Here is an 18,592-nt window from a genome sequence, read left to right on the forward strand (position 1 = left end):
GATGAAATCCATAAGCCTCATTCAATACGGAGACGCCGTGGAAGGAACAAGCTTCCTCGACGTTGAGGAGCCAGGGCAACCCGGGCCGGGTGAGGTTCTCGTAAAAGTCGATTACGCTCCGGTCAACTTCAACGATCTGATGGTGCCCTGGGGTATCTACCCGTGGAAGCCGGAGCCGCCCGCGGTGCTCGGTACCGAAGGCACGGGAACCGTATTGCAGCTCGGGCAGGGCGCCGCGGGTGTGAAAGTCGGTGACCGCGTCATACTCCCTTTCGGGTCGCAGACCTGGAGGGAGCGGCTGGTCGTCGATGCCGATGCCCTCGTGGTCGTCCCTGCCGAAATGTCATCGGAACAGGCCTCGGTACTGACGATCAACGGTGCCACCGCCTGGATGCTGCTCCACGACTTCGTCGATCTGAACCCGGGCGACGGTGTCGTCTTTAGCGCCGCGACCTCCGGCGTCGCTCGCTGGCTTATCGCCATCGCGAAATTCCGGGGACTACGGACGATCGGCCTCGTGAGACGAGCAGCGGATATCGAGGTGGTCAAAGCGGCAGGATGCGACTTCGTATTCGAGACCGGAAGCGACCTCAAGGCGGCGAAGGCTTCGATTGGGGATATTCCGATCCGGCTCGGCCTTGATGTCGTCGGAGGGGCGGTCAGCGGCCGGGTTGCTTCCTTCATCGATTTCAGAGGGCACTTCGTGAGTTACGGAGCGATCAGCAGGGCCCCGATGGAGATGCCGGTCTGGAACCTGACCTTCAAGGAAATAATCATCCGGGGTTTCTTCGAGGGGTCGGAAGAGAACTCGAAGAAGATCGTTCCGGCACTTCAGGCGCTTCTCAGGATCGACGACGTCGGATTGGTCAAACAGCCCTTCGCCGGGATTTTCCGTCCGGAGGAGGCAAGGGCCGCTCTGACCTTGGCGACACAGGGCAGGAGGGTGCTTCTGGATTTCCGTTCCTGATCGACCTGGAAACCAACGCGCTAGGAGAGCGTCATGAATGAACATGACCCAGTTGTCGCCAGTTTCAAACGCTGGCTTGCCATGCCGGTCGTGACGGCAAGATGCCCGGTACGAGATGTCCTAGACCGTCTTGGCGAGAAGTGGACGACCTTGATGATCATGGCGCTCGCCGACGGCCCGAAGCGCTTTAGCGAACTGAGGCGGGCGGTGCCGGATATCTCGAAACATTCCCTCACGCTCGCCCTGCGTAATCTTGAGGAAGACGGAATCATCACGCGTCACGTGTTCCCGACCAAGCCCCCGGCTGTGGAGTATCGCCTCGCTCCACTTGGGACAACCATGCTGGAGCCTTTAGCAGGAATGATATCCTGGGCAGAAAACCATCATACAGAAATCCAGGCCGCGCGGGGGCGCCGCCGCAAAGAACTCGGACGCGAAGTTTGAACTGGCGTAAACGCCAGCCGACCAACCAAACATGCAACTAAATGTGTATATACACAAAAAGAAGAGGAACATGACATGACCGGCATACTCAACGGCAAGACGGCTGTAATCACAGGCGGCGGCACGGGCATCGGTTTGGCGACAGCGAAGAAGTTCGTTGCTGAAGGCGCATTCGTGTTCATCACGGGCAGGCGGCAGGCCGAACTTGAGGCGGCTGTCGAGGCGATCGGTCCGAACTCCGTCGCCGTTCAGGCTGACGTCTCAATTAATACGGATCTTGACCGCCTTTATGAAACGGTCAGGGAGCGCCGCGGAAAGATCGACATTCTGTTCGCCAATGCGGCTGTCGCAGAAGGCGCTCCGCTCGGAGCAATCACCGAGGAGCACTTCGACAGGCATTTCGACATCAACGTGCGCGGCCTGGTCTTCACCGTCCAGAAGGCGCTTCCGCTGATCGTCGATGGAGGCTCGATCGTATTGACCTCGTCGGTCTCGGCTTTTACCGCAGATCCTGCCCTCAGCATCTACAGTGCCACCAAAGCTGCAATTCGAAGCCTCGCTCGCTGCTGGGTCCTAGATCTCAAGGATCGACATATCCGGGTGAACGCGATCAGCCCAGGCTCGACGGAGACCCCAGGTCTCGCTGGCCTCGCCGGACCGGACGGCAACACGAAGGACCTCTACGACTTTCTGGGAAGCCGCATTCCGCTCGGCCGCCTCGGTCGACCGGAAGAAATCGCCAACGCAGTGGCGTTTCTCGCCTCCGACGCAGCAAGTTTCGTCAACGGGGCCGACCTGCAGGTCGATGGTGGCGCCGAACAGATCTGAACAGGAAGAACCGGAGTGCGCCAACCAGGCAGCGCTCCGTTAAGGAGCAATGATGCAGGACGAGCTTGAACTCATGGCCGACGCAGACGCGCGTGCGGCCCGATATATCGGATCGGTGCAAACCAGGCGGGTTTTCCCTGACCAGGAAGCACTCGATGGCCTTGCAAGGTTCTCGGAAGACCTTCCGAACGAAGGCAGGCCCCCGGCTGAGGGGCTGGCTCTTCTGGACGATGCAGGTTCGCCCGCCACGGTGACGAGCAACGGCCCGCGATATTTCGGTTTCGTGGTCGGAGCGGCTCTGCCGGCCGCCGCCGCCGCCGACCGGCTGATCGGTGCTTGGGACCAGGGTGCGACGCTTGCCATGACCTCACCGGTTTCGGCCAAGGTCGAGGAAGTCGCGGCGCAGTGGATTTTGGAAATACTCGACCTCCCTCGTGAGAGTGCAGTCGGGTTTGGAACCTCTGCCACGGCGTGCGGGATCACCTGCCTTGCGGCGGCACGCCGTTCGCTGCTGAAGAAGCACGGTTGGAATCTCGACGAGGACGGACTGATCGGTGCACCCGCGCTCAAGATTGTCGTCTCCGAGAAGATCCATATCGTCGTCATGAAGGCGCTGCGCATTCTTGGCTTCGGAAAGAAGGACATCCTGCTTGCTCCGGTGGATGGCTTTGGAAGAGTGGATCCCGCGAGACTTCCTGCCGTGGACGACAAGACGATTGTCTGCCTCCAGGCGGGCGAAGTGAATACCGGCGAATTCGACCCGTTCCCGGAAATCATCCCGACCGCAAAGGCCGCAGGCGCTTGGGTCCATGTTGACGGAGCGTTCGGTCTTTGGGCAAGAGCATCCGCCCCGAACCGCCACCTGACCGAAGGCATGGAGCTGGCTGACAGCTGGACCACCGACGGGCACAAGTGGCTGAACACGCCCTACGACTCCGCCATGGCGATCTGCAGGGACGCCGACGCGCTAGCCGAAGCGATGAACAGCGATGCCGTCTATGCGTCCGGATCAAAGAAGGCCCAGAAGAACCTGACACTGGAGTTTTCTCGACGGGCAAGAGGGATTCCGGTCTGGGCCGCTCTGCGGGCGCTCGGCCGTGCTGGCGTTGCCGAACTGGTCGAGCGACATATTTCGCAAGCCAAGCGGCTCGCTACGGAACTTGAATCCTCGGGGTTCGAGATACTCAATCGCGTTGTGCTCAATCAGGTACTGGTCCGGGCATCGAGCGATCAAACGACAACCTGGATCAGAAACGAGGTCGAGAGGTCGGGTGAGGCCTGGTTCGGCGGCACCATCTGGAACGGACGCGCTGCATTCCGGCTCAGTGTTTCCTCCTGGAGAACGACTGACGACGACATCGGCCGCCTCATTGCTCTTCTGACCCGCCTTCAAGGCGAGGCACGGCGTGAGGAGGTGTCCCAATGAGCGAAACGTCTCCGACCGTGCACGACACCAAAGTCGCTGTCATCGTTCGAAGCGATCTGCAAACATGGCAGAAGCTCAACGTCACAGCCTTTCTGATGAGCGGAATAGGCGCCGCATACGCGGAGATGATCGGTAAAGCCTACGTGGACCGGGATGGCCGCCAGTTCCTGGCGCAGTCGGTCCAACCCGTCATCGTTCTCGCCGCAGACGCGTCGCTTCTTTCGAAAATACACCAGCGCGCGGCATCTCACGACGTTCCGGCCGCCGTCTTCATCGAAGAAATGTTTTCAACGAGCGATGATGTCGCAAACCGCGAGGTGTTTTCCAGGTTTGCGGTGGAAGACGCGAAGCTGGCGGGTATCGCAGTTAGAGCGGAACGGTCTATCGTGGACAAGATCACCAAGGGTGGCTCTCTCAGGCACTAATCGAGAAGGTAAAGCGATTGACCTCAATAGAGGAGAGCACGCCCTGGGCAATCGGGTCGCGGGTCCATATTGGTTCAAGGCGTTGTACTTACCGAATGCAGGAAGGAAGTCTCCAGCTATGCCGCGGACGGTGCCCAAATATACGTCTTGACCGGAAACCGTTCCGAAAAATCGGTAAAGAGCCGATGGTCGAGGATGAGGCGTTCGCGAAGCCTCTCGCTGGCGGTCGCGCCAAAGCCCAACTCATCCTCCGTCCCATCTTTCAGTCGTGCGAAAATGGAATCACAAAATTCATCGACCGGAACCCCGTGCGTTGCGCCGGCTCCGGCGAGCGCTGTCCGAACCGCAGGGGGAATAACCTCGACAACGCGGATGGCGGTCTGCGAAAGCGCGAACCGCAAGTTCATCGTGTAACTGTGCAAAGCTGCCTTGCACGCACTGTAGACCGGCGCGAACGGCTGGGGGATGAAGCCTCCGCCTGACGTCACATTGGCTATCAGGCTTGGCTGTCCATGTTTCAGCAGGATTGGCACCAACAGATGGTTGAGATGCACCGGCGCGGATAGCAGAATGTCGATCTCCTGTTGGCGCTCCAGCCACGGCGTCTTGTCTTCCGCAAGAGAGAGTTGGCGCTGGATCCCAGCGTTGTTGATGACGACGCGAAGGTCGGGAAGCTGCTCGGCGACGTAGTGCGCGAGCACCTCTCGCTCTTCAGATTTGGCGACATCGTTGACGAATGTCTTCAAGCCGCAGTTTTCGAAAGCCGCCCGCGCGAGCTTTTCGGCATTGCGACCTGTAATGAGGACATTGGCGCCTTCACGTATGAAGCGTTTGGCAAGACCCAGCCCGATCCCGTCGCTTCCTCCGGTGATTAGGACACCGGTCCTCTCAAAAGAAAATGCAGTCGCCATACCGATCTCCTCGACGGGCTGCGCGGACATTCGGACCTATCGCAGCGAGGTTGACATGACAACCTCTTTACTGGGTGCGAGGTTGTCATGTCAACCTGAGACCTGTATGATCGGCTGATGAACGACAAAGCTTTGTCCAAACATGAATTGGAAGTCTGGCATGCTTTCAAACAAATGGGGCAGGCCGTCTTGGCCGAGATCGAAAGGGACATCATTGATGCTGCAGACCTTACGGGAAGCGATTTCGGCGTCTTGTCACGCCTCGTGGATTTGGGCGGTGGTTCGCTGCGCCAACAGGTGCTCGCAAACTCAATGGGATGGCACAAGAGCCGCCTTTCGCACCAGTTGACGCGGATGCAGGCGCGCGGGCTAGTCCTGCGCTCGGAAGTGGAGGCGAGGGTCACAATGGTTGCGGTCACGGCCTTGGGTAAAGAGAAAATCGACATCGCGCGCCCGATTCATGCTGCAGCGGTGCGGCGCGCGCTTTTGGATCACCTCTCGCCCGACGAAGCAGGCTTGATCGTCACGTTGTTTGGAAAGCTCACCACTATTGCCAGGTGATCGATCACATCACCGATCTCGACGGTTCGCCGCAGACAAGGAAAGCCGCCTATGAGCATTGAAGCCGAGAACAAGCAAATCGTTTTGGATTATTATAGGTTTGTCTCCTCGGGCCTGCGGGCCCGACGAACTGTTTGCCGCGGACGCGACATGGTGGATCCTGGGCAAGCCTGACCGTTTTTCGCTGGCAGGAAAACGTTGTCTTCCCGAGCATAAGGAGGTCATAAAGACGATTTCGTCGGCGCTGCCTCATGCGGTAAAGGTCGAAGTCAAATCCATGACGGCCGAAGGCGACCGCGTTGCTGCGGAAACGGAAGCCTGCGGTATTACCGCGACTGGCGACGTCTACCACAATCAGTTTCATATGCTGTTCGTCATCCAGAACGGGAAAATCGCCTCAGTGAAAGAATATCTCGACACAATGCATGCCCATGAGTTTCTTGTCGAAGCTTGCAACCGACAAAATACGATATACGGGAGATCCCTGTAGACAGCGATCCGGACGACGGCACGCAGGCTGCTGCGCCAAATCGACTGGCAAATCTAGAGAGCTGAGGACCGCATCACCTTGCACGTCCCAGTGTCGTATGGGCCGCCATCTACCAATCCAACACCCTCTGGTAGATACTCAATGCAGCAGCCGATAGGCGTGGCAGAGCGGTCAAGGGACCCGTTTCTGGTTCCCGCTGAACATGCCGCCACGAAACACGCCAGGACACGACGGCGCCAGACGTCCAGCTCGACCTTGAACTGCCACCAACTTGTTCGCGACTTCGAGTGATCTAAACACGAGTACCATCAACGGATCTTCTGTTATTGGGACCACCCGGCTCAGAATTCATCCCACCCGTTGGAAGTGCTGCGGCCGGAATTATTCGCAACCTTTGCCAACAACCGGCGGGCTGGAGACGCTACGGACCTGTGGTTTGCAGCGGCCGGCTCTGGATAAGGCCTGGCTAGCTTTCCAACATGTGAGCCGAGTTGGAACCCGGCGATCTGCTCCCTCAGGCGCGTGGTTTCCTGCGCAAGGGTGGCGCTGGCGGCATTCGTCTCTTCCACCATTGCCGCGTTCTGTTGCGTCACCTGGTCCATCTGGTTCACGGCAGAATTAACTTCCGAAAGCCCGGTTGCCTGCTCCTTTGCGGAACTGGTGATCGCCTCCATGTGATCGTTCACCGCAACAATATTTTGCTGAATGGTGCGTAGTGCCTCACCGGTCTGGCTCACCAGCTTGACGCCGGTGCTGACTTCATCCGAGGAATTACGAATAAGCTCCTTGATTTCCTTAGCGGCCTGCGCCGAGCGCTGGGCAAGTTCACGCACCTCCTGCGCGACGACGGCGAAGCCTTTACCAGCCTCACCAGCGCGCGCGGCCTCGACACCAGCGTTCAATGCGAGAAGATTCGTCTGGAAAGCGATCTCATCGATGACGCCAATAATATTGGAGATTTGATTGGAGGAGTTTTCGATCCGGGACATGGCCCCGACGGCGTCGGCAACGACCTTGCCCGATCGCTCGGCGTTTTCGCTCGCGGTCGCCGCAGCATGGCGTGCTTCATCGGCACGCTTGGCGGCATTCGTAACATTCACGGTAATTTCGTCGAGGGCGGCGGCTGTTTGTTCGAGCGATGCTGCCTGCTGTTCCGTCCGCTTTGACAGGTCTTCAGCGCTCTGACTGATCTCACGGGTGCCCGTGTCGATCTGGTCGGTTGAATGTGCCACCGCGCCAAGAGTATTGCGCATCTGTGCGAGCGCGTCGTTCATCGTGCGACGGAGATCCTCAAAATCAGGCGCGAATGGTTGGTCGATGCTGAAGGACAAATCACCCTGCGCCAGCTTCTTCAACGCGGCGCCCACTTCTTTGACGGCATGAACTCGCTCGGTCACGTCTGTCGCGAACTTGACGACTTTTGTAACCTTGCCTTTTGCGTCCAGGATAGGATTGTAAGACGCGTTGATAACGACGAGCTTGCCGTTCTTGCCGTAACGGGTGAACTCCGCGGTCTGGGCTTCACCCCGGCGCAAGGCATCCCAAAACTGCTTGTATTCGGGGGAGGTCGCATATTCGGCTGCGACCAGCATGCTGTGGTTTCGCCCCTTGATCTCATCGAGACGATAGCCGATTGCCTTCAGGAAGTTGTCGTTGGCAGTGACGATCTCCCCCTCGGTCGTGAACTCGATGATGCCTTGAACCCGGCTGATCGCCACCATCTGTCCCTGGAAGTCCAGATTCTGTAGCCGCTCTTTGGCATTCGCCCACTCGACCGCGAAACCTGTCGTTTTCGCACCCTCGATCAACGGTGTGACGATGAGATCGAAGGCCCGGTGGCCGACCCAGATGGTTGCCCTGTGCTGGGTCTTCAACGCTGCGAGCATGTTGCGCTGGTGAGACGGGTTCTTGTGAAAGATATCAATGTTGCTCCCGATGAGCTTGGAAAACTCAAAGCGCGGCAGCTCTTTCTTGAGGTCTGCTTCAGCATCCTTAAGAAGCGCCGTCACCGCGTCATTCATATAGCGGATGTTGAGGTTCGCATCCGCGATCATGATGTTTGCGGTAATAGACTTCAGCGACACAGTCTGCATGCGTGAAACGTTGGAGCTGCCGAACATATGATCCTCAATGAATGCTCTCAGGGAGGCGGATCTTTTCCACCTATCGTGTTCAAGAAGACCTGCTGTAGATCATCTTAAATCTTGCATCAGCATGAACATTAATAGTTAAAAATTTAGGAAAACTGCAAATAGCTACTGGCGGTAGAGAGCTCAGGCGGAGCTCGCTTCCGCGAGTGTCTGAACCGCACCGGGTTTGCCGGAGGCCATTTGGTTTAAGTTATGCGGCCATGGCTGGTTCGTCCAGCATGGCGTAGTACCGCTCTTCGGCTTCGGCTGGCGGTATGTTTCCAATGGGCTCCAGGAGGCGTCGGTGGTTGAACCAGTCGACCCATTCCAAAGTGGCGAATTCGACCGCTTCGAAATTCCTCCATGGCCCGCGCCGATGGATGACCTCGGCCTTGTAGAGACCATTGATCGTTTCGGCGAGGGCGTTGTCGTAACTGTCGCCGACGCTTCCAACAGACGGCTCTATACCTGCTTCTGCAAGCCGCTCGGAATAGCGAATGGACACGTATTGGACACCCCTGTCCGAGTGATGCACGAGGCCGCCCCCATGAACGGGACGCCGATCATGGAGTGCCTGCTCCAGCGCATCTAGGACAAAGCTTGCATGTGCTGTCCGGCTCGCCCGCCAGCCGACGATGCGACGAGCGAAGACGTCGATCACGAAGGCCACATAGACGAAACCCTGCCAGGTGGCGACATAGGTGAAGTCAGAAACCCATAGCCTGTTTGGTGCAGGGGCTTTGAACTGCCGGTTAACCCGGTCAAGCGGGCTCGGAGCCGTTCTGTCCGAGAATGTCGTGCGAACCGGCTTTCCTCGAATGATCCCCTGCAGGCTCATCGACCTCATAAGCCGGGCGACAGTGCAACGGGCGGCGTCGATGCCCTCCCGCTGCAATTGCCGCCAGACCTTGCGAACGCCATAGACACGGAAGTTCTGTTCGAAGACACGGCGTATCTCGATCTTCAAACTGATATCGCTGCGGGCACGGAGCGAGAGGCGATCCACGTCGAGGCGCTTGGCGACATTCTCGTGATAGGTTGACGGGGCAATCGGCAAAAGCCTGCAGATCGGCTCGACCCCGAACACGCCACGGTGTTCGTCGATGAACGAGATCATCGTTTGAAGGGGCGGTCGAGCTCCGCCTGGGCGAAATAAGCAGACGCCTTGCGCAATATCTCGTTGGCCTGACGAAGCTCGCGGTTCTCACGCTCCAGAGCCTTCATCTTCTCCGCCACATCACTCGGCAGGCCTGCTCGTTTGCCGCTATCGACCTCGGTCTTCTTCACCCACTCATACAGCGTGGCTGCCGAGCAGCCGATCTTGGCCGCAATAGAGGAAACGGCAGCCCATCGTGACGGATGTTCTGCTTCGTGATCCAGGACCATGCGGATCGCACGCTCACGGACTTCAGGTGAAAACTTGTTCGTTGTCTTGCTCATATCAGCTCCACTCTCTCAGAAGTTGGAGCCTCCGGCAAACCCGGTGCGGTTCAAAGCTTCCGAGCGGGCCGAACACCAGACCAATGTTGCACCGTGATCGCTGGCGTGCCTCAGACAAGCCCCTACAAGCCGCGACCCTAAGCCTTTCCGTTGCCATGCCGGGAGAATTGCCATGCCCCGCAATCGCCACGCTTGCTGAGACGAGCTGCCAGGAAGCGGCGAGTGCGAAACAGTCGCGACTCCGACAAGGAGGTTTCCGCATAAAGCCCCAAAATGCAGGGTGCCGTGGTCTTCGTCGCCATCATAAATGCTGCCACCCGGTGCAAGATTTGCACGAAGTACACTGTCACGAAGTCCTTGCACGTCCTTGGCAGCAACCGCTTGCAGCAGAATTTCGTTCATGCTCAATGTTCGAACGTCCTCGATTGCGTTCCAAAACTCCGCTGTCTTTCTGGCGCCAACTTGCCGTGCCTTTCGAGGTCGCGCCCCATGGCAAATGGTCTTGCGTCCGCACCTATAGATTACTTTGATGATTTGCTCCTGGCGCAGGCAACTTCCGAGTCCGCCTACCAGGTTGAGCCATCACCAAGATCGGCCCATGCTTTCAAGTGCTGTCTAGTCGCAAGCATTCCAAGCTGAACCCAAGATTTGTGTCAACGTGCAACTGACACAGTGCTTAGCTGAAGGTAGTCTCGATCCTATGAAAATTCCTGACCTTCCCCCTGATTTGACATTTCAGATGCTCACGCCAACGGATGAGGAGTTTGAGTTCTCATTCCAGGTGAAGAGACAGGCCCTCGGTCCTCACATCATTCAGCAGTGGGGATGGGATGAAAAGTTCCAGCGCGAAGTCCACGGTCAGCGATTGCGCGAGAAGCCATTCTCTCGGATCGAGCTGGATGGACAGCCGATTGGAACCGTCTCGCTTCAACTGCTACCCGAGTTCGTCCGCTTCGGCGAATTCTATCTGATGGACTCACTTCGCAGGCACGGCCTTGGCTCGAAAATCCTTGCGCACTGCCTCGCACTTGCCGACGCCGAAGACCTCCCCGTTCGCCTTGAATATCTCCTGTGGAACCCAGTTGGTAGCCTCTACCGACGGAATGGTTTCGTTGAAGTTGGACGCACTTCAACTCACTTCCTCATGGAGCGACCCAAGCGCCTCGACTCCCGACAATCCTGAGCCGATGATTCAGATGGCTGCGCCCGTGGAGGTGGTCCTTCTGACTTTTGTTTTATCTATGGCCCATGCTATCTCGTTGTGACAATTTCTGTCGCCGGAGACAGGAGCCATGTTTGACAGCCACATCGGCAGCCTTGCAACCGCACCTCGCACACCAACCGCCAGCTATGACGGCCAGATCAAGCCCGAGCGTACTCGAAGGCACTCTGACGTTGATCGATGATAATGGTCCGCATGAGCTGACGCCTGGCATGTTTGCTGCTTTTCCGGCGGGTGAGCGTAATGGTCATCACATCCAGAACCGCTCCGAGCAGCCGGGCATCTTCCTGGCTGTCGGCTCACGCCGACCGGGTGAAGAAACGATTCACTACCCCGACGACGACTTCGGTCCGATCCAGAAATAGAGTTCGATTGTCGTGCGAATGCACCATCTCAGGTCGGCCGCTTGCCGTGTCCATGATGCTGCGGGCTAGCGACATCGTCGTAAGCGGTGCCGCGCTCCCACCGTGGAGCTAGATGCTGATCTCCATGACGGTAATCCTCCGCCAGGAGGAGACATGGATTAGGTGAATCGGGTAACGTCAGCTATCTCCTCTGTTGACGGTACGCCCATGCCGACCTTAGTCGAACTCTCCGCTTTCGATCCAAATTGGACGAATGATTTCTCAGCCGCTGAAGTCCTGTTGAGAGCGACGCTCGGGAAATATGTCGTGTCTGTTGACCACATCGGCAGCACTGCCGTACCGGGCTTGGCCGCGAAGCCGATCATCGACGTCGATATCACTCTATCGAGTTTGGACGACGTTCCCGACGCAAGTGCGGAGCTGATCAAGCTTGGATTTGAACCGCGTGGAAATCGGTACGAGGACGATGTTTGGGCCTTCCTTTGGAGACGCCGTATGCCCCAGATCAGGGTCTACCTCTGCCCGCCATCAAACCAGACGCATGAGCGTCGGATGTTGTTTCGGGACTATCTTCGCCAGCATGAGGAGGTGGCGACCGAATATGCTGTGTTGAAACGGCGGCTCGCGGATCGATTCCCATACGATGGAGATCGGTATACGTCAGAAAAGAGCGCGTTCATTTCGGAGATCGTAGGAAGGGCCCTGAAGGAAAGTTGGGAAGATGTCACCTCCGGGAGACCACAAGAAGTGGACAAGCAGTTTTCGCCGTTCTCGGATAAAAGCTGATTATCATAGGGCGGATTCGAAGCTGACGAATTTCACGATGAACCTGAAAGGATACCGATGGCGCGGTCGAATATCTTCTGATCGACATGTCCTGCGTCAGGGATGATTCCCTTCGGAGAAGGAAAGGGGCCGGAATGCTGGTGATATTCGACTGTGACGGCGTGCTAATCGACTCAGAAGCCATTTTTTGTTCGGTCGACGCTGAGGCTCTCACCGAGTTGGGCTATCCAACATCCGCATCGACTATTTCCGAACGTTTTGCAGGAATTCCCCATCGGACGGCATGGCAGAAGCTCGCCGAAGAGCACGGTCTGAACCTAAGGGATGATTGGGTTGACGATATTCTGCGCGAATGCGACCGCCGCTTTGCAACAGAGTTGAGAGCGATAGCGGGCACGTCAGAAGCCATAACAAAGATTAAGAACTATGGGCACGAGGTATGTGTGGCGTCATCAACAGAGTTGATGCCATTGGCCGACAATCTTGAGCGCACTGGAATTCTGAAGCATGTCACACCCAATGTCTTCTCTGTCAGTCAGGTCAAGCGTTCGAAGCCTGCGCCGGATGTATTTTTGTTTGCTGCGTCGCAGATGGGATTCGATCCGAACGAATGCATCGTCGTCGAGGATTCTGTCGCCGGTGTGACCGCTGCAAGGCGCGCAGGAATGAGGTCCATTGGCTTTATCGGAGGCGGGCATACTTATGACGCCCTCCAGGCGCGCCTGTCGGAAGCCGGGGCAGCGTCGATCTGCTCTTCAATGGCGGAGATCGGCGATGTGATTGGGTCGATTTAGAACGCATCCTGCCGGGACGCCTTAGGAACGCCCAGCAAGGCGGCTGAGGAGCTGAAGTTCACGATGCTGCTGCCGAGTGGAGACGAATACCCTGAGCCTGGCAAACTGGTTGGGGGCAGCTATGCTTTCGACGCCGCCACACAGACAGTTGCCATCGCTGTGGAGTTCCCCAATGCCGATTACCTGTTGCGGCCAGGGCTGAATGTGCGACTGCGGTCTACGCTGACGGCAGAATGAACGCGTAACCGTTCAACGCGTTCGTTAGGGCCGTTCAGCCATTGAAGGTCAAAAGCGGAGCGGCGGAGCGCCGCCCGGCGGCGGCCGCCGGCAGGGTGGCTTTTATCGATCGCACGACCTGAGATTTTCTCATCTGCCCGTTTCGAAATCGTCGCTTGGAAATATCGTCGGGCCAGTGAACTCTTGTTTTGATTGAAAACAAGAGGAACCGGACCATGACAAAGATCGGCGTATTCATTCCAATCGGCAGCCGCGGATGGCTAATTTCCACGACGTCTCCGATGACAATGCCCAGCTTCGATCTCAACAAGGCTGTCGTGCAGCGGGCCGAGTTCTACGGCCTCGACTTCGCACTCTCGATGATCAAGCTGCGAGGCTATAACGGCCCGAGCGAATATTGGGTGCACAATCTCGAATCGTTCACGCTGATGGCGGGGATTGCCGCCGTCACAAAGAAGATCCAGCTCTTTGCCTCGGTGGCGATGCTGACGATGCCGCCAGCGCTTGTCGCGCGCATGGCTTCAACCATCGATTCCATTGCGCCCGGCCGTTTCGGCATCAACATGGTCACCGGCTGGCAGCCCAAGGAATACCAGCAGATGGGTTTTGAATTGACGCCGGAGCATTTCTCCCGCCGCTACGACTATGCGTCGGAATATGTGCAGATCATGCGCGATCTCTGGACGACTGGTGTTTCAGACTTCAAGGGCGACTTCTTCCAGATGGACGACTGCAAGCTGTCGCCGCGTCCCTCCGCCTATATACCGATCGTCGGCGCCGGCCAGTCCGAACGCGGCATGCAATTCGTGGCGGAATACGGCGACTATAATTTCATCGGCGCCGGCGGCGATCTCAACCAGACGAGCGGCGCGCGCGACATGGTCGCCAAGGTGGAAGCGGCGGCCGAGAAGACCGGACGCGATACGGGCGCCTTCCTGCTGCTGATGGTGATCGCCGACAGGACCGACGAAATGGCATTCGCCAAATGGGAGCACTACAAGGCCGGCACCGATATCGAGGCGCTGGAATGGCAGGCGAGCCAGGCCGGGCAGGATACGGTCGCCAAGGAAGGCTCCACCGCCTCAGCCCTCGTGCGCCAGATCAAAAACCCGCAGCCGACAGGCATGCTCAAGCTGATCGGATCCTACGCCAATGTCGCGCGCATGCTTGATGAGATCGCCTCGACCCCCGGCCTCAAGGGCATCATGCTGACCTTCGACGACTTCGTTACCGGCATCGAACAGTTCGGCGAGCATATCCAGCCGCTGATGAAGACGCGCAATCCTGATCTCCAGGTCGAAAAATCGGCAGCCTGAACAGGCTGCCATGCTCACAAACATAAAAGGGAACGTCATATGGTAAAGATGGGTGTGTTCATCCCGATCGGCAGCCGCGGCTGGCTGATTTCGACAACCTCGCCGGAAACCTATCCGACTTTCGATCTGAACAAGACAGTGGTGCAGCGGGCAGAGCATTATGGCCTCGATTTTGCGCTGGCGATGATCAAGCTGCGCGGCTTCAACGGCCCGAGCGAATATTGGCAGCACAATCTCGAAGCCTTCACGCTGATGGCGGGCATTGCCGCCGTCACGCAGAAGATCAAGCTCTACGCCTCGATCGCACTTCTGACGCTGCCGCCGGCGCTTGCGGCGCGCATGACCTCGACGATCGATTCCATCGCCCCAGGCCGCTTCGGCGTCAATATCGTCACCGGCTGGCAGCCGAAGGAATACCAGCAGATGGGCCTCTGGCCCGGGGACGAGCATTTCCGCCGCCGCTACGAATATGCCAGCGAGTATGTGCAGGTCATGAAGGATCTCTGGGAAACGGGCGGTTCCAATTTTCAGGGCGAATATTTCAAGATGGACGACTGCAAGCTCAGCCCTCGCCCGTCCGGCCGTATCGACATCGTCGCAGCCTGCGCCAGCGATACCGGCATGCGCTTCGTCGGCGAGCATTGCGACTATAATTTCGTCGGCGCCGGCGCCGGCATCAACAATGTCCAGAATTCCGGCGCGAATGCGCAGCGGTTGCTCGACGTGACCGCGCCCTACAACCGCAAGGTGGGCGCCTATACGCTCTTGATGATCATCGCCGACCGCACGGACGAGATGGCCTATGCCAAGTGGGAACACTACAAGAAGGGCACCGACCTGCAGGCGATCGAATGGCAGCGCGACCAGTCGGCGGCCGACAAGAATGCGACCGCCAATTCCACGGCCGGTATGATGGCCAAGCGCGCCGGCGACATGCTGGCGAAGCCGGAGACCGCCGAGCCGACCGGCATGCTGAAACTCATCGGCTCCTACGAGAAAGTCGCGGCCATGCTGGACGAAATTGCCGAAAAGCCCGGCATTGAGGGGATCATGATGACCTTCGACGATTTCATCGTCGGCATGGAGCAGTTTGGCCAGCATATCCAGCCGCTGATGAAATCCCGCAATCCCGACCTGACGATGAAGAGGGATGCGGCCTGAGCCGCGTTCTTTTATCACTGCAAACCCGCCGGGAGCGCTCCCGGCGAGTTTTTGTACGGTCCCGGTCGGCCTTGGGTCAGGCCGCCTGCCGTTCGGCGGCGTTAAAGGCGGCGCCGGCGAGCCGGGCATAGGCAATAACCTTACGGTCGTCGTAGCGGCGTCCGGTCAGCGACAGGCCGACGGGAAAGCCGTTCGGCCCGACCATGCCGGGGACGTTGACGACGGGAACCTGTAACAGCGTCCACATCGAATTGAAGGAGGCGTCACCGGTAAGCTCGATGCCGAGCGGCGCTTCACCTGTCGCGCTCGGCGTCAGGATCAGGTCGTAGCCTGCGGCGATGTCATCGAAGATGGCGCGGCATTCATCGGCGAGCCGATAGGCCCGGCGTGTTTCTTCCACGCTGTAATCGTCGCGGTTCTCGACGATTGCCTTGAAATCCTCGTGAATTTCGGGCGTGGCGGCATATTCGTTGAGGAAGGCGGAGCGGCCTTCCCTGCGCAGGATCTTGCGATGCGCATCGTGGATCGCCTCGAAAGGCGCCGGCAAATCGAGATCGACCGGCACCGCGCCCGCCCGTTTCAGCGCCTCGATGCCGGCCTTCAACGCGGCCTGTGTGGCGGGCTGCGCCTTTTCCCAGACTGGCGAACGGCATATGCCGATGCGGGCGCCGGCAAGCGTTTCCGGCGGCTTTTCAGGCGGCTCGAGCCGGAAGATCTCGGCCAGCAGCTCGAGGTCGCCGGCGGACCGCGCATAGAGACCCAGCGTATCGCAGGTCGCCGAGTACATTTTCAACCCTTCGCGACTGATGGAATTCCAAGTGGGTTTCCAGCCATAAATGCCGCAGAAGGAAGCGGGCCGGATCGTCGAGCCGCCGGTTTGGGTTCCAAGCGCAACTGTCGCCTGGAAATCCGCAACGGCCGCCCCTGAACCGCTGGACGAGCCGCCCGGCGTGCGCTCCGGGGAATGGGGATTACGGGTCTTGCCGCCGCGATTGGTGGTGGCGAATTCGGTCGTGACGGTCTTGCCGACGATGAGCGCGCCGGCCGAACGCAACATGTCGACGCAAGCCGCATCCACGCCGGGCCGGCAACGCTCATAACGCGACGTATTGTGCGCGGTCGGCATATCCCTGGTATTGATGACGTCCTTGACGCCAACAGGAGCGCCGTGCAGCGGCCCCCTATCCGTTGCCTCATCCAGACGGCGCGCCTCGGCCATGATCTGCTCCCGGTCGAAATAGGCCCAGGCCTCCACGTCGGCATCGCGCTCGTCCACCCGCGCGATGATTGATCGCGCCACTTCCTCCACCGTGAGTTTACCCGATCGCGTGAGCGACACGAGCGATGCGGCATCGAGTTCATTCGGCTTTGTCATGATCGGCCTCCGACAATCTCAATAGGTGTAAAAGATGCGCATGATCTCATCAGGATCACGCGTGATGGTCAGCGCCAGCGCCAGGAGCAGCCTGGCCTTCTGCGGATGAGATTATCGGCCGTCAGGAAGCCGAGTTCGGAAAACCGCTTGCCGCGATGAACCAGCCCGCTTCCGACTCGGGTGCCCTGCATGGCGACCAGGCCAGCCTCGCGGGCGCGCACAAGGGCCTCGAGCTGTTCGGTGTGACGATGGCGGGGCAAAACCTGCCGAGACGATCCCTTGAGCACTGACTGCAACGAAGGCGTCGACCTCCGCCCTGTCTGCGCCGGCATAGGCATAGCTGATATCGACGCGTGGGAGTATATCGAGATTCGCCACATCGAATTCGGTGTCGGGTGCGCTGCGCCGCTCGGCGCGGCGATAACAGCCAACGGTATCGCCATCGACATAACCCAGCATTCCGAAATCCGGCGCGCGAAACGTCTGCAGGCGGAAGGTTGCCGTCTTCGTCACCTCGCGGGCGGCATATATCTCGTCATTGAGCAGAACCAGCACGCCGCGCCCGGCAGAAGCGGGGGCCTCAGCCACCCTGACGGCATTGACGAGATTGAGCTTTGCATCGCTCGACAGGCCGCTGAGCGGCCGCTGCGAGCCGACGACGACCACCGGCAGGGCGATCTTCAACGTCAGCGACAGGAAGCAGCCCGTCTCCTCCAGCGTCGCTGTGCCGTGACCGATGACGATGCCGATGCCGGAAAAATCCTCGCCACTCTCTTCGATCGCCTTGCATTGCGCGGCAAGCGCCCGCCATTCTGCAAAGGCGATCGCCACCACATCCGCGACGGCCTGGACCTCCGGCACCGCCTCAAGGATCGCGCCGGCCTGAAGCATATTCTGCTGCTCGCCATAAAAGATGATGTCGAGCGGATCGAGGCCGAGCGAGTAGATTGTTCCCCCGGTTCCGATAAAGGCAATCTTCCGACGCATGGATTCCCCGCTTCCTTCTGCCGCTGCGAAGCGCAGGCTAGTCCGAACGGACGTTACACGCGCGTCAGAAATTCTCAGCGTGGACGTGAGAAATGGTCATTTGGTTTGCGCGCTGCACCGCAGCATAGTTTTCCCAAGAGATCGCGGTCCGGCAAGCAAAGGAGCGGGTTCGGAGCGCCAGGAAGGAGCGAGCCCCATGGATATCAACCAGTTCAAGCTCGGGATGCGAAGATTGGCATCCGGCGTCTCATTGATCACCACAGTCGCGGACGGCAAGAGGCACGGGCTTGTTGCAACGGCTGTCAGCTCGGTGACGGGAGAGCCGCCCTCCCTATTGGTTTGCGTCAACAAGAATGCATCCGCGCATGACCATATCGCCCGTTCGGGTATTTATTGCGTCAATATCCTGTCCGAGGCTGCCCAGTCGATCGCAGCGAATTTCTCAAGTGCCATCGACCGCGACAAGCGCTTCGACAACGGCACCTGGCGCGTGATGAAGACCGGGGCGCCGGCGCTGATGGGCTCGCTCGTCAGCTTCGACTGCGAAGTGCGCCAGGCCATGCCCTACAAGTCGCACACGATTTTCATCGCCGAAATCGTCGCGACGGAAATCTGGGAGAGCGACAGCTCGCCCCTGCTCTATCTCGACGGCCGATATCGCCAGATCCTTGTCGAGCCCGACATCGCGATGACGGCATAGGCGGCGCCTAGAGAACTTAGCCGGAAAA

The 18,592-nt window shown here is 58.8% G+C and carries 21 protein-coding genes, 1 pseudogene and 1 other annotated feature; of the genes and pseudogenes, 15 read left to right on the forward strand and 7 right to left on the reverse strand.

Translation table 11 applies throughout. The features are described 5' to 3' along the window. Window position 1 precedes the first annotated feature (1 nt). From ACR9ZQ_RS05165 to ACR9ZQ_RS05185, 5 genes are all read left to right on the forward strand, one after another. A complete protein-coding gene (locus ACR9ZQ_RS05165; RefSeq protein WP_481427108.1) occupies window positions 2-967 on the forward strand; it encodes an alcohol dehydrogenase catalytic domain-containing protein in 966 nt (321 codons plus the stop codon). 33 nt (window positions 968-1,000) lie between these two features. Next, the gene (locus ACR9ZQ_RS05170; RefSeq protein ID WP_481427109.1) at window positions 1,001-1,411 is read left to right on the forward strand and encodes a winged helix-turn-helix transcriptional regulator; all 411 of its coding nucleotides are present in this window, start codon (window positions 1,001-1,003) and stop codon (window positions 1,409-1,411) included. 75 nt (window positions 1,412-1,486) lie between these two features. Beyond that, entirely contained in the window at window positions 1,487-2,239 is a 753-nt protein-coding gene (locus tag ACR9ZQ_RS05175) for an SDR family NAD(P)-dependent oxidoreductase (protein WP_481427110.1), read from the forward strand. Between the two features lie 52 nt (window positions 2,240-2,291). After that, a complete protein-coding gene (locus ACR9ZQ_RS05180) occupies window positions 2,292-3,665 on the forward strand; it encodes a pyridoxal phosphate-dependent decarboxylase family protein (protein ID WP_481427111.1) in 1,374 nt (457 codons plus the stop codon). Continuing rightward, on the forward strand, window positions 3,662-4,090 hold the full coding sequence (locus ACR9ZQ_RS05185; RefSeq protein WP_481427112.1) for a DUF2000 family protein: 429 nt from the start codon (window positions 3,662-3,664) through the stop codon (window positions 4,088-4,090). The genes ACR9ZQ_RS05180 and ACR9ZQ_RS05185 overlap by 4 nt, the downstream gene beginning before the upstream one ends. 116 nt (window positions 4,091-4,206) lie before the next feature. On the opposite strand, the gene ACR9ZQ_RS05190 is transcribed toward ACR9ZQ_RS05185, so the two are convergent. Continuing rightward, window positions 4,207-5,001: an SDR family oxidoreductase gene (locus ACR9ZQ_RS05190; RefSeq protein ID WP_481427113.1), complete on the reverse strand. Its 795-nt coding sequence runs from the start codon at window positions 4,999-5,001 to the stop codon at window positions 4,207-4,209. A gap of 117 nt (window positions 5,002-5,118) precedes the next feature. Between ACR9ZQ_RS05190 and ACR9ZQ_RS05195 the strand changes: the two genes are divergently transcribed. Then, the gene (locus ACR9ZQ_RS05195) at window positions 5,119-5,562 is read left to right on the forward strand and encodes a MarR family winged helix-turn-helix transcriptional regulator (RefSeq protein WP_481427114.1); all 444 of its coding nucleotides are present in this window, start codon (window positions 5,119-5,121) and stop codon (window positions 5,560-5,562) included. 58 nt (window positions 5,563-5,620) lie between these two features. Next, a complete protein-coding gene (locus ACR9ZQ_RS05200) occupies window positions 5,621-6,052 on the forward strand; it encodes a nuclear transport factor 2 family protein (RefSeq protein ID WP_481427115.1) in 432 nt (143 codons plus the stop codon). Between the two features lie 341 nt (window positions 6,053-6,393). Here the strand turns inward: ACR9ZQ_RS05200 and ACR9ZQ_RS05205 are convergent, their stop codons facing one another. The 3 genes from ACR9ZQ_RS05205 to ACR9ZQ_RS05215 all read right to left on the reverse strand — a co-directional run bounded on the left by ACR9ZQ_RS05205 (window position 6,394) and on the right by ACR9ZQ_RS05215 (window position 10,023). Further along, window positions 6,394-8,172: a methyl-accepting chemotaxis protein gene (locus ACR9ZQ_RS05205; RefSeq protein WP_481427116.1), complete on the reverse strand. Its 1,779-nt coding sequence runs from the start codon at window positions 8,170-8,172 to the stop codon at window positions 6,394-6,396. A 220-nt stretch (window positions 8,173-8,392) separates the two neighbouring features. After that, window positions 8,393-9,621 (reverse strand): IS3 family transposase gene (locus tag ACR9ZQ_RS05210; protein ID WP_130679134.1). Its coding sequence is split into 2 segments (ribosomal slippage): window positions 8,393-9,330 and window positions 9,330-9,621, totalling 1,230 coding nucleotides; the frame shifts between segments, so codons are not numbered across the junction. Next, window positions 9,224-9,340 (reverse strand) — a sequence feature (AL1L pseudoknot). Its footprint overlaps the gene before it by 117 nt. A gap of 15 nt (window positions 9,622-9,636) precedes the next feature. Beyond that, window positions 9,637-10,023: a GNAT family N-acetyltransferase gene (locus ACR9ZQ_RS05215; protein WP_481427117.1), complete on the reverse strand. Its 387-nt coding sequence runs from the start codon at window positions 10,021-10,023 to the stop codon at window positions 9,637-9,639. 298 nt (window positions 10,024-10,321) lie between these two features. Between ACR9ZQ_RS05215 and ACR9ZQ_RS05220 the strand changes: the two genes are divergently transcribed. The 5 genes and pseudogenes from ACR9ZQ_RS05220 to ACR9ZQ_RS05240 all read left to right on the forward strand — a co-directional run. Next, window positions 10,322-10,804 carry a GNAT family N-acetyltransferase gene (locus tag ACR9ZQ_RS05220; RefSeq protein WP_481427118.1) on the forward strand — a complete coding sequence of 161 codons (483 nt, stop codon included), beginning with the start codon at window positions 10,322-10,324 and terminating at the stop codon, window positions 10,802-10,804. 167 nt (window positions 10,805-10,971) lie between these two features. Continuing rightward, complete coding sequence (locus ACR9ZQ_RS05225) at window positions 10,972-11,208, forward strand: cupin domain-containing protein (protein WP_481427285.1); 237 nt, start codon at window positions 10,972-10,974, stop codon at window positions 11,206-11,208. 207 nt (window positions 11,209-11,415) lie between these two features. After that, window positions 11,416-11,994: a GrpB family protein gene (locus ACR9ZQ_RS05230; protein WP_481427119.1), complete on the forward strand. Its 579-nt coding sequence runs from the start codon at window positions 11,416-11,418 to the stop codon at window positions 11,992-11,994. 134 nt (window positions 11,995-12,128) lie between these two features. After that, complete coding sequence (locus ACR9ZQ_RS05235; RefSeq protein WP_481427120.1) at window positions 12,129-12,788, forward strand: HAD family hydrolase; 660 nt, start codon at window positions 12,129-12,131, stop codon at window positions 12,786-12,788. Between the two features lie 45 nt (window positions 12,789-12,833). Then, a pseudogene (locus ACR9ZQ_RS05240) lies at window positions 12,834-13,025 on the forward strand (hypothetical protein); the annotation flags it as partial. Between the two features lie 34 nt (window positions 13,026-13,059). On the opposite strand, the gene ACR9ZQ_RS05245 reads toward ACR9ZQ_RS05240, so the two are convergent. Beyond that, window positions 13,060-13,296: a hypothetical protein gene (locus ACR9ZQ_RS05245; protein WP_481427295.1), complete on the reverse strand. Its 237-nt coding sequence runs from the start codon at window positions 13,294-13,296 to the stop codon at window positions 13,060-13,062. Here ACR9ZQ_RS05245 and rutA (ACR9ZQ_RS05250) point away from each other — a divergent pair. Together rutA (ACR9ZQ_RS05250) and rutA (ACR9ZQ_RS05255) are read left to right on the forward strand one after the other, a co-directional pair. Then, a complete protein-coding gene (gene rutA, locus ACR9ZQ_RS05250) occupies window positions 13,241-14,341 on the forward strand; it encodes a pyrimidine utilization protein A (RefSeq protein ID WP_481427121.1) in 1,101 nt (366 codons plus the stop codon). The genes ACR9ZQ_RS05245 and rutA (ACR9ZQ_RS05250) overlap by 56 nt on opposite strands. A gap of 39 nt (window positions 14,342-14,380) precedes the next feature. Continuing rightward, the gene (gene rutA, locus ACR9ZQ_RS05255; protein WP_481427122.1) at window positions 14,381-15,502 is read left to right on the forward strand and encodes a pyrimidine utilization protein A; all 1,122 of its coding nucleotides are present in this window, start codon (window positions 14,381-14,383) and stop codon (window positions 15,500-15,502) included. A gap of 76 nt (window positions 15,503-15,578) precedes the next feature. Here rutA (ACR9ZQ_RS05255) and ACR9ZQ_RS05260 read toward each other — a convergent pair whose 3' ends face one another. Further along, the gene (locus ACR9ZQ_RS05260; protein WP_481427123.1) at window positions 15,579-16,877 is read right to left on the reverse strand and encodes an amidase; all 1,299 of its coding nucleotides are present in this window, start codon (window positions 16,875-16,877) and stop codon (window positions 15,579-15,581) included. A gap of 111 nt (window positions 16,878-16,988) precedes the next feature. Beyond that, window positions 16,989-17,864 carry an asparaginase gene (locus ACR9ZQ_RS05265; RefSeq protein ID WP_481427124.1) on the reverse strand — a complete coding sequence of 292 codons (876 nt, stop codon included), beginning with the start codon at window positions 17,862-17,864 and terminating at the stop codon, window positions 16,989-16,991. Window positions 17,865-18,060: 196 nt separating this feature from the next. Here ACR9ZQ_RS05265 and ACR9ZQ_RS05270 point away from each other — a divergent pair, with 196 nt between their 5' ends. Then, a complete protein-coding gene (locus ACR9ZQ_RS05270) occupies window positions 18,061-18,564 on the forward strand; it encodes a flavin reductase family protein (protein WP_481427125.1) in 504 nt (167 codons plus the stop codon). Window positions 18,565-18,592 lie beyond the last annotated feature (28 nt).

It is taken from the genome of Rhizobium sp. KNZ14-9A, from assembly GCF_056755015.1.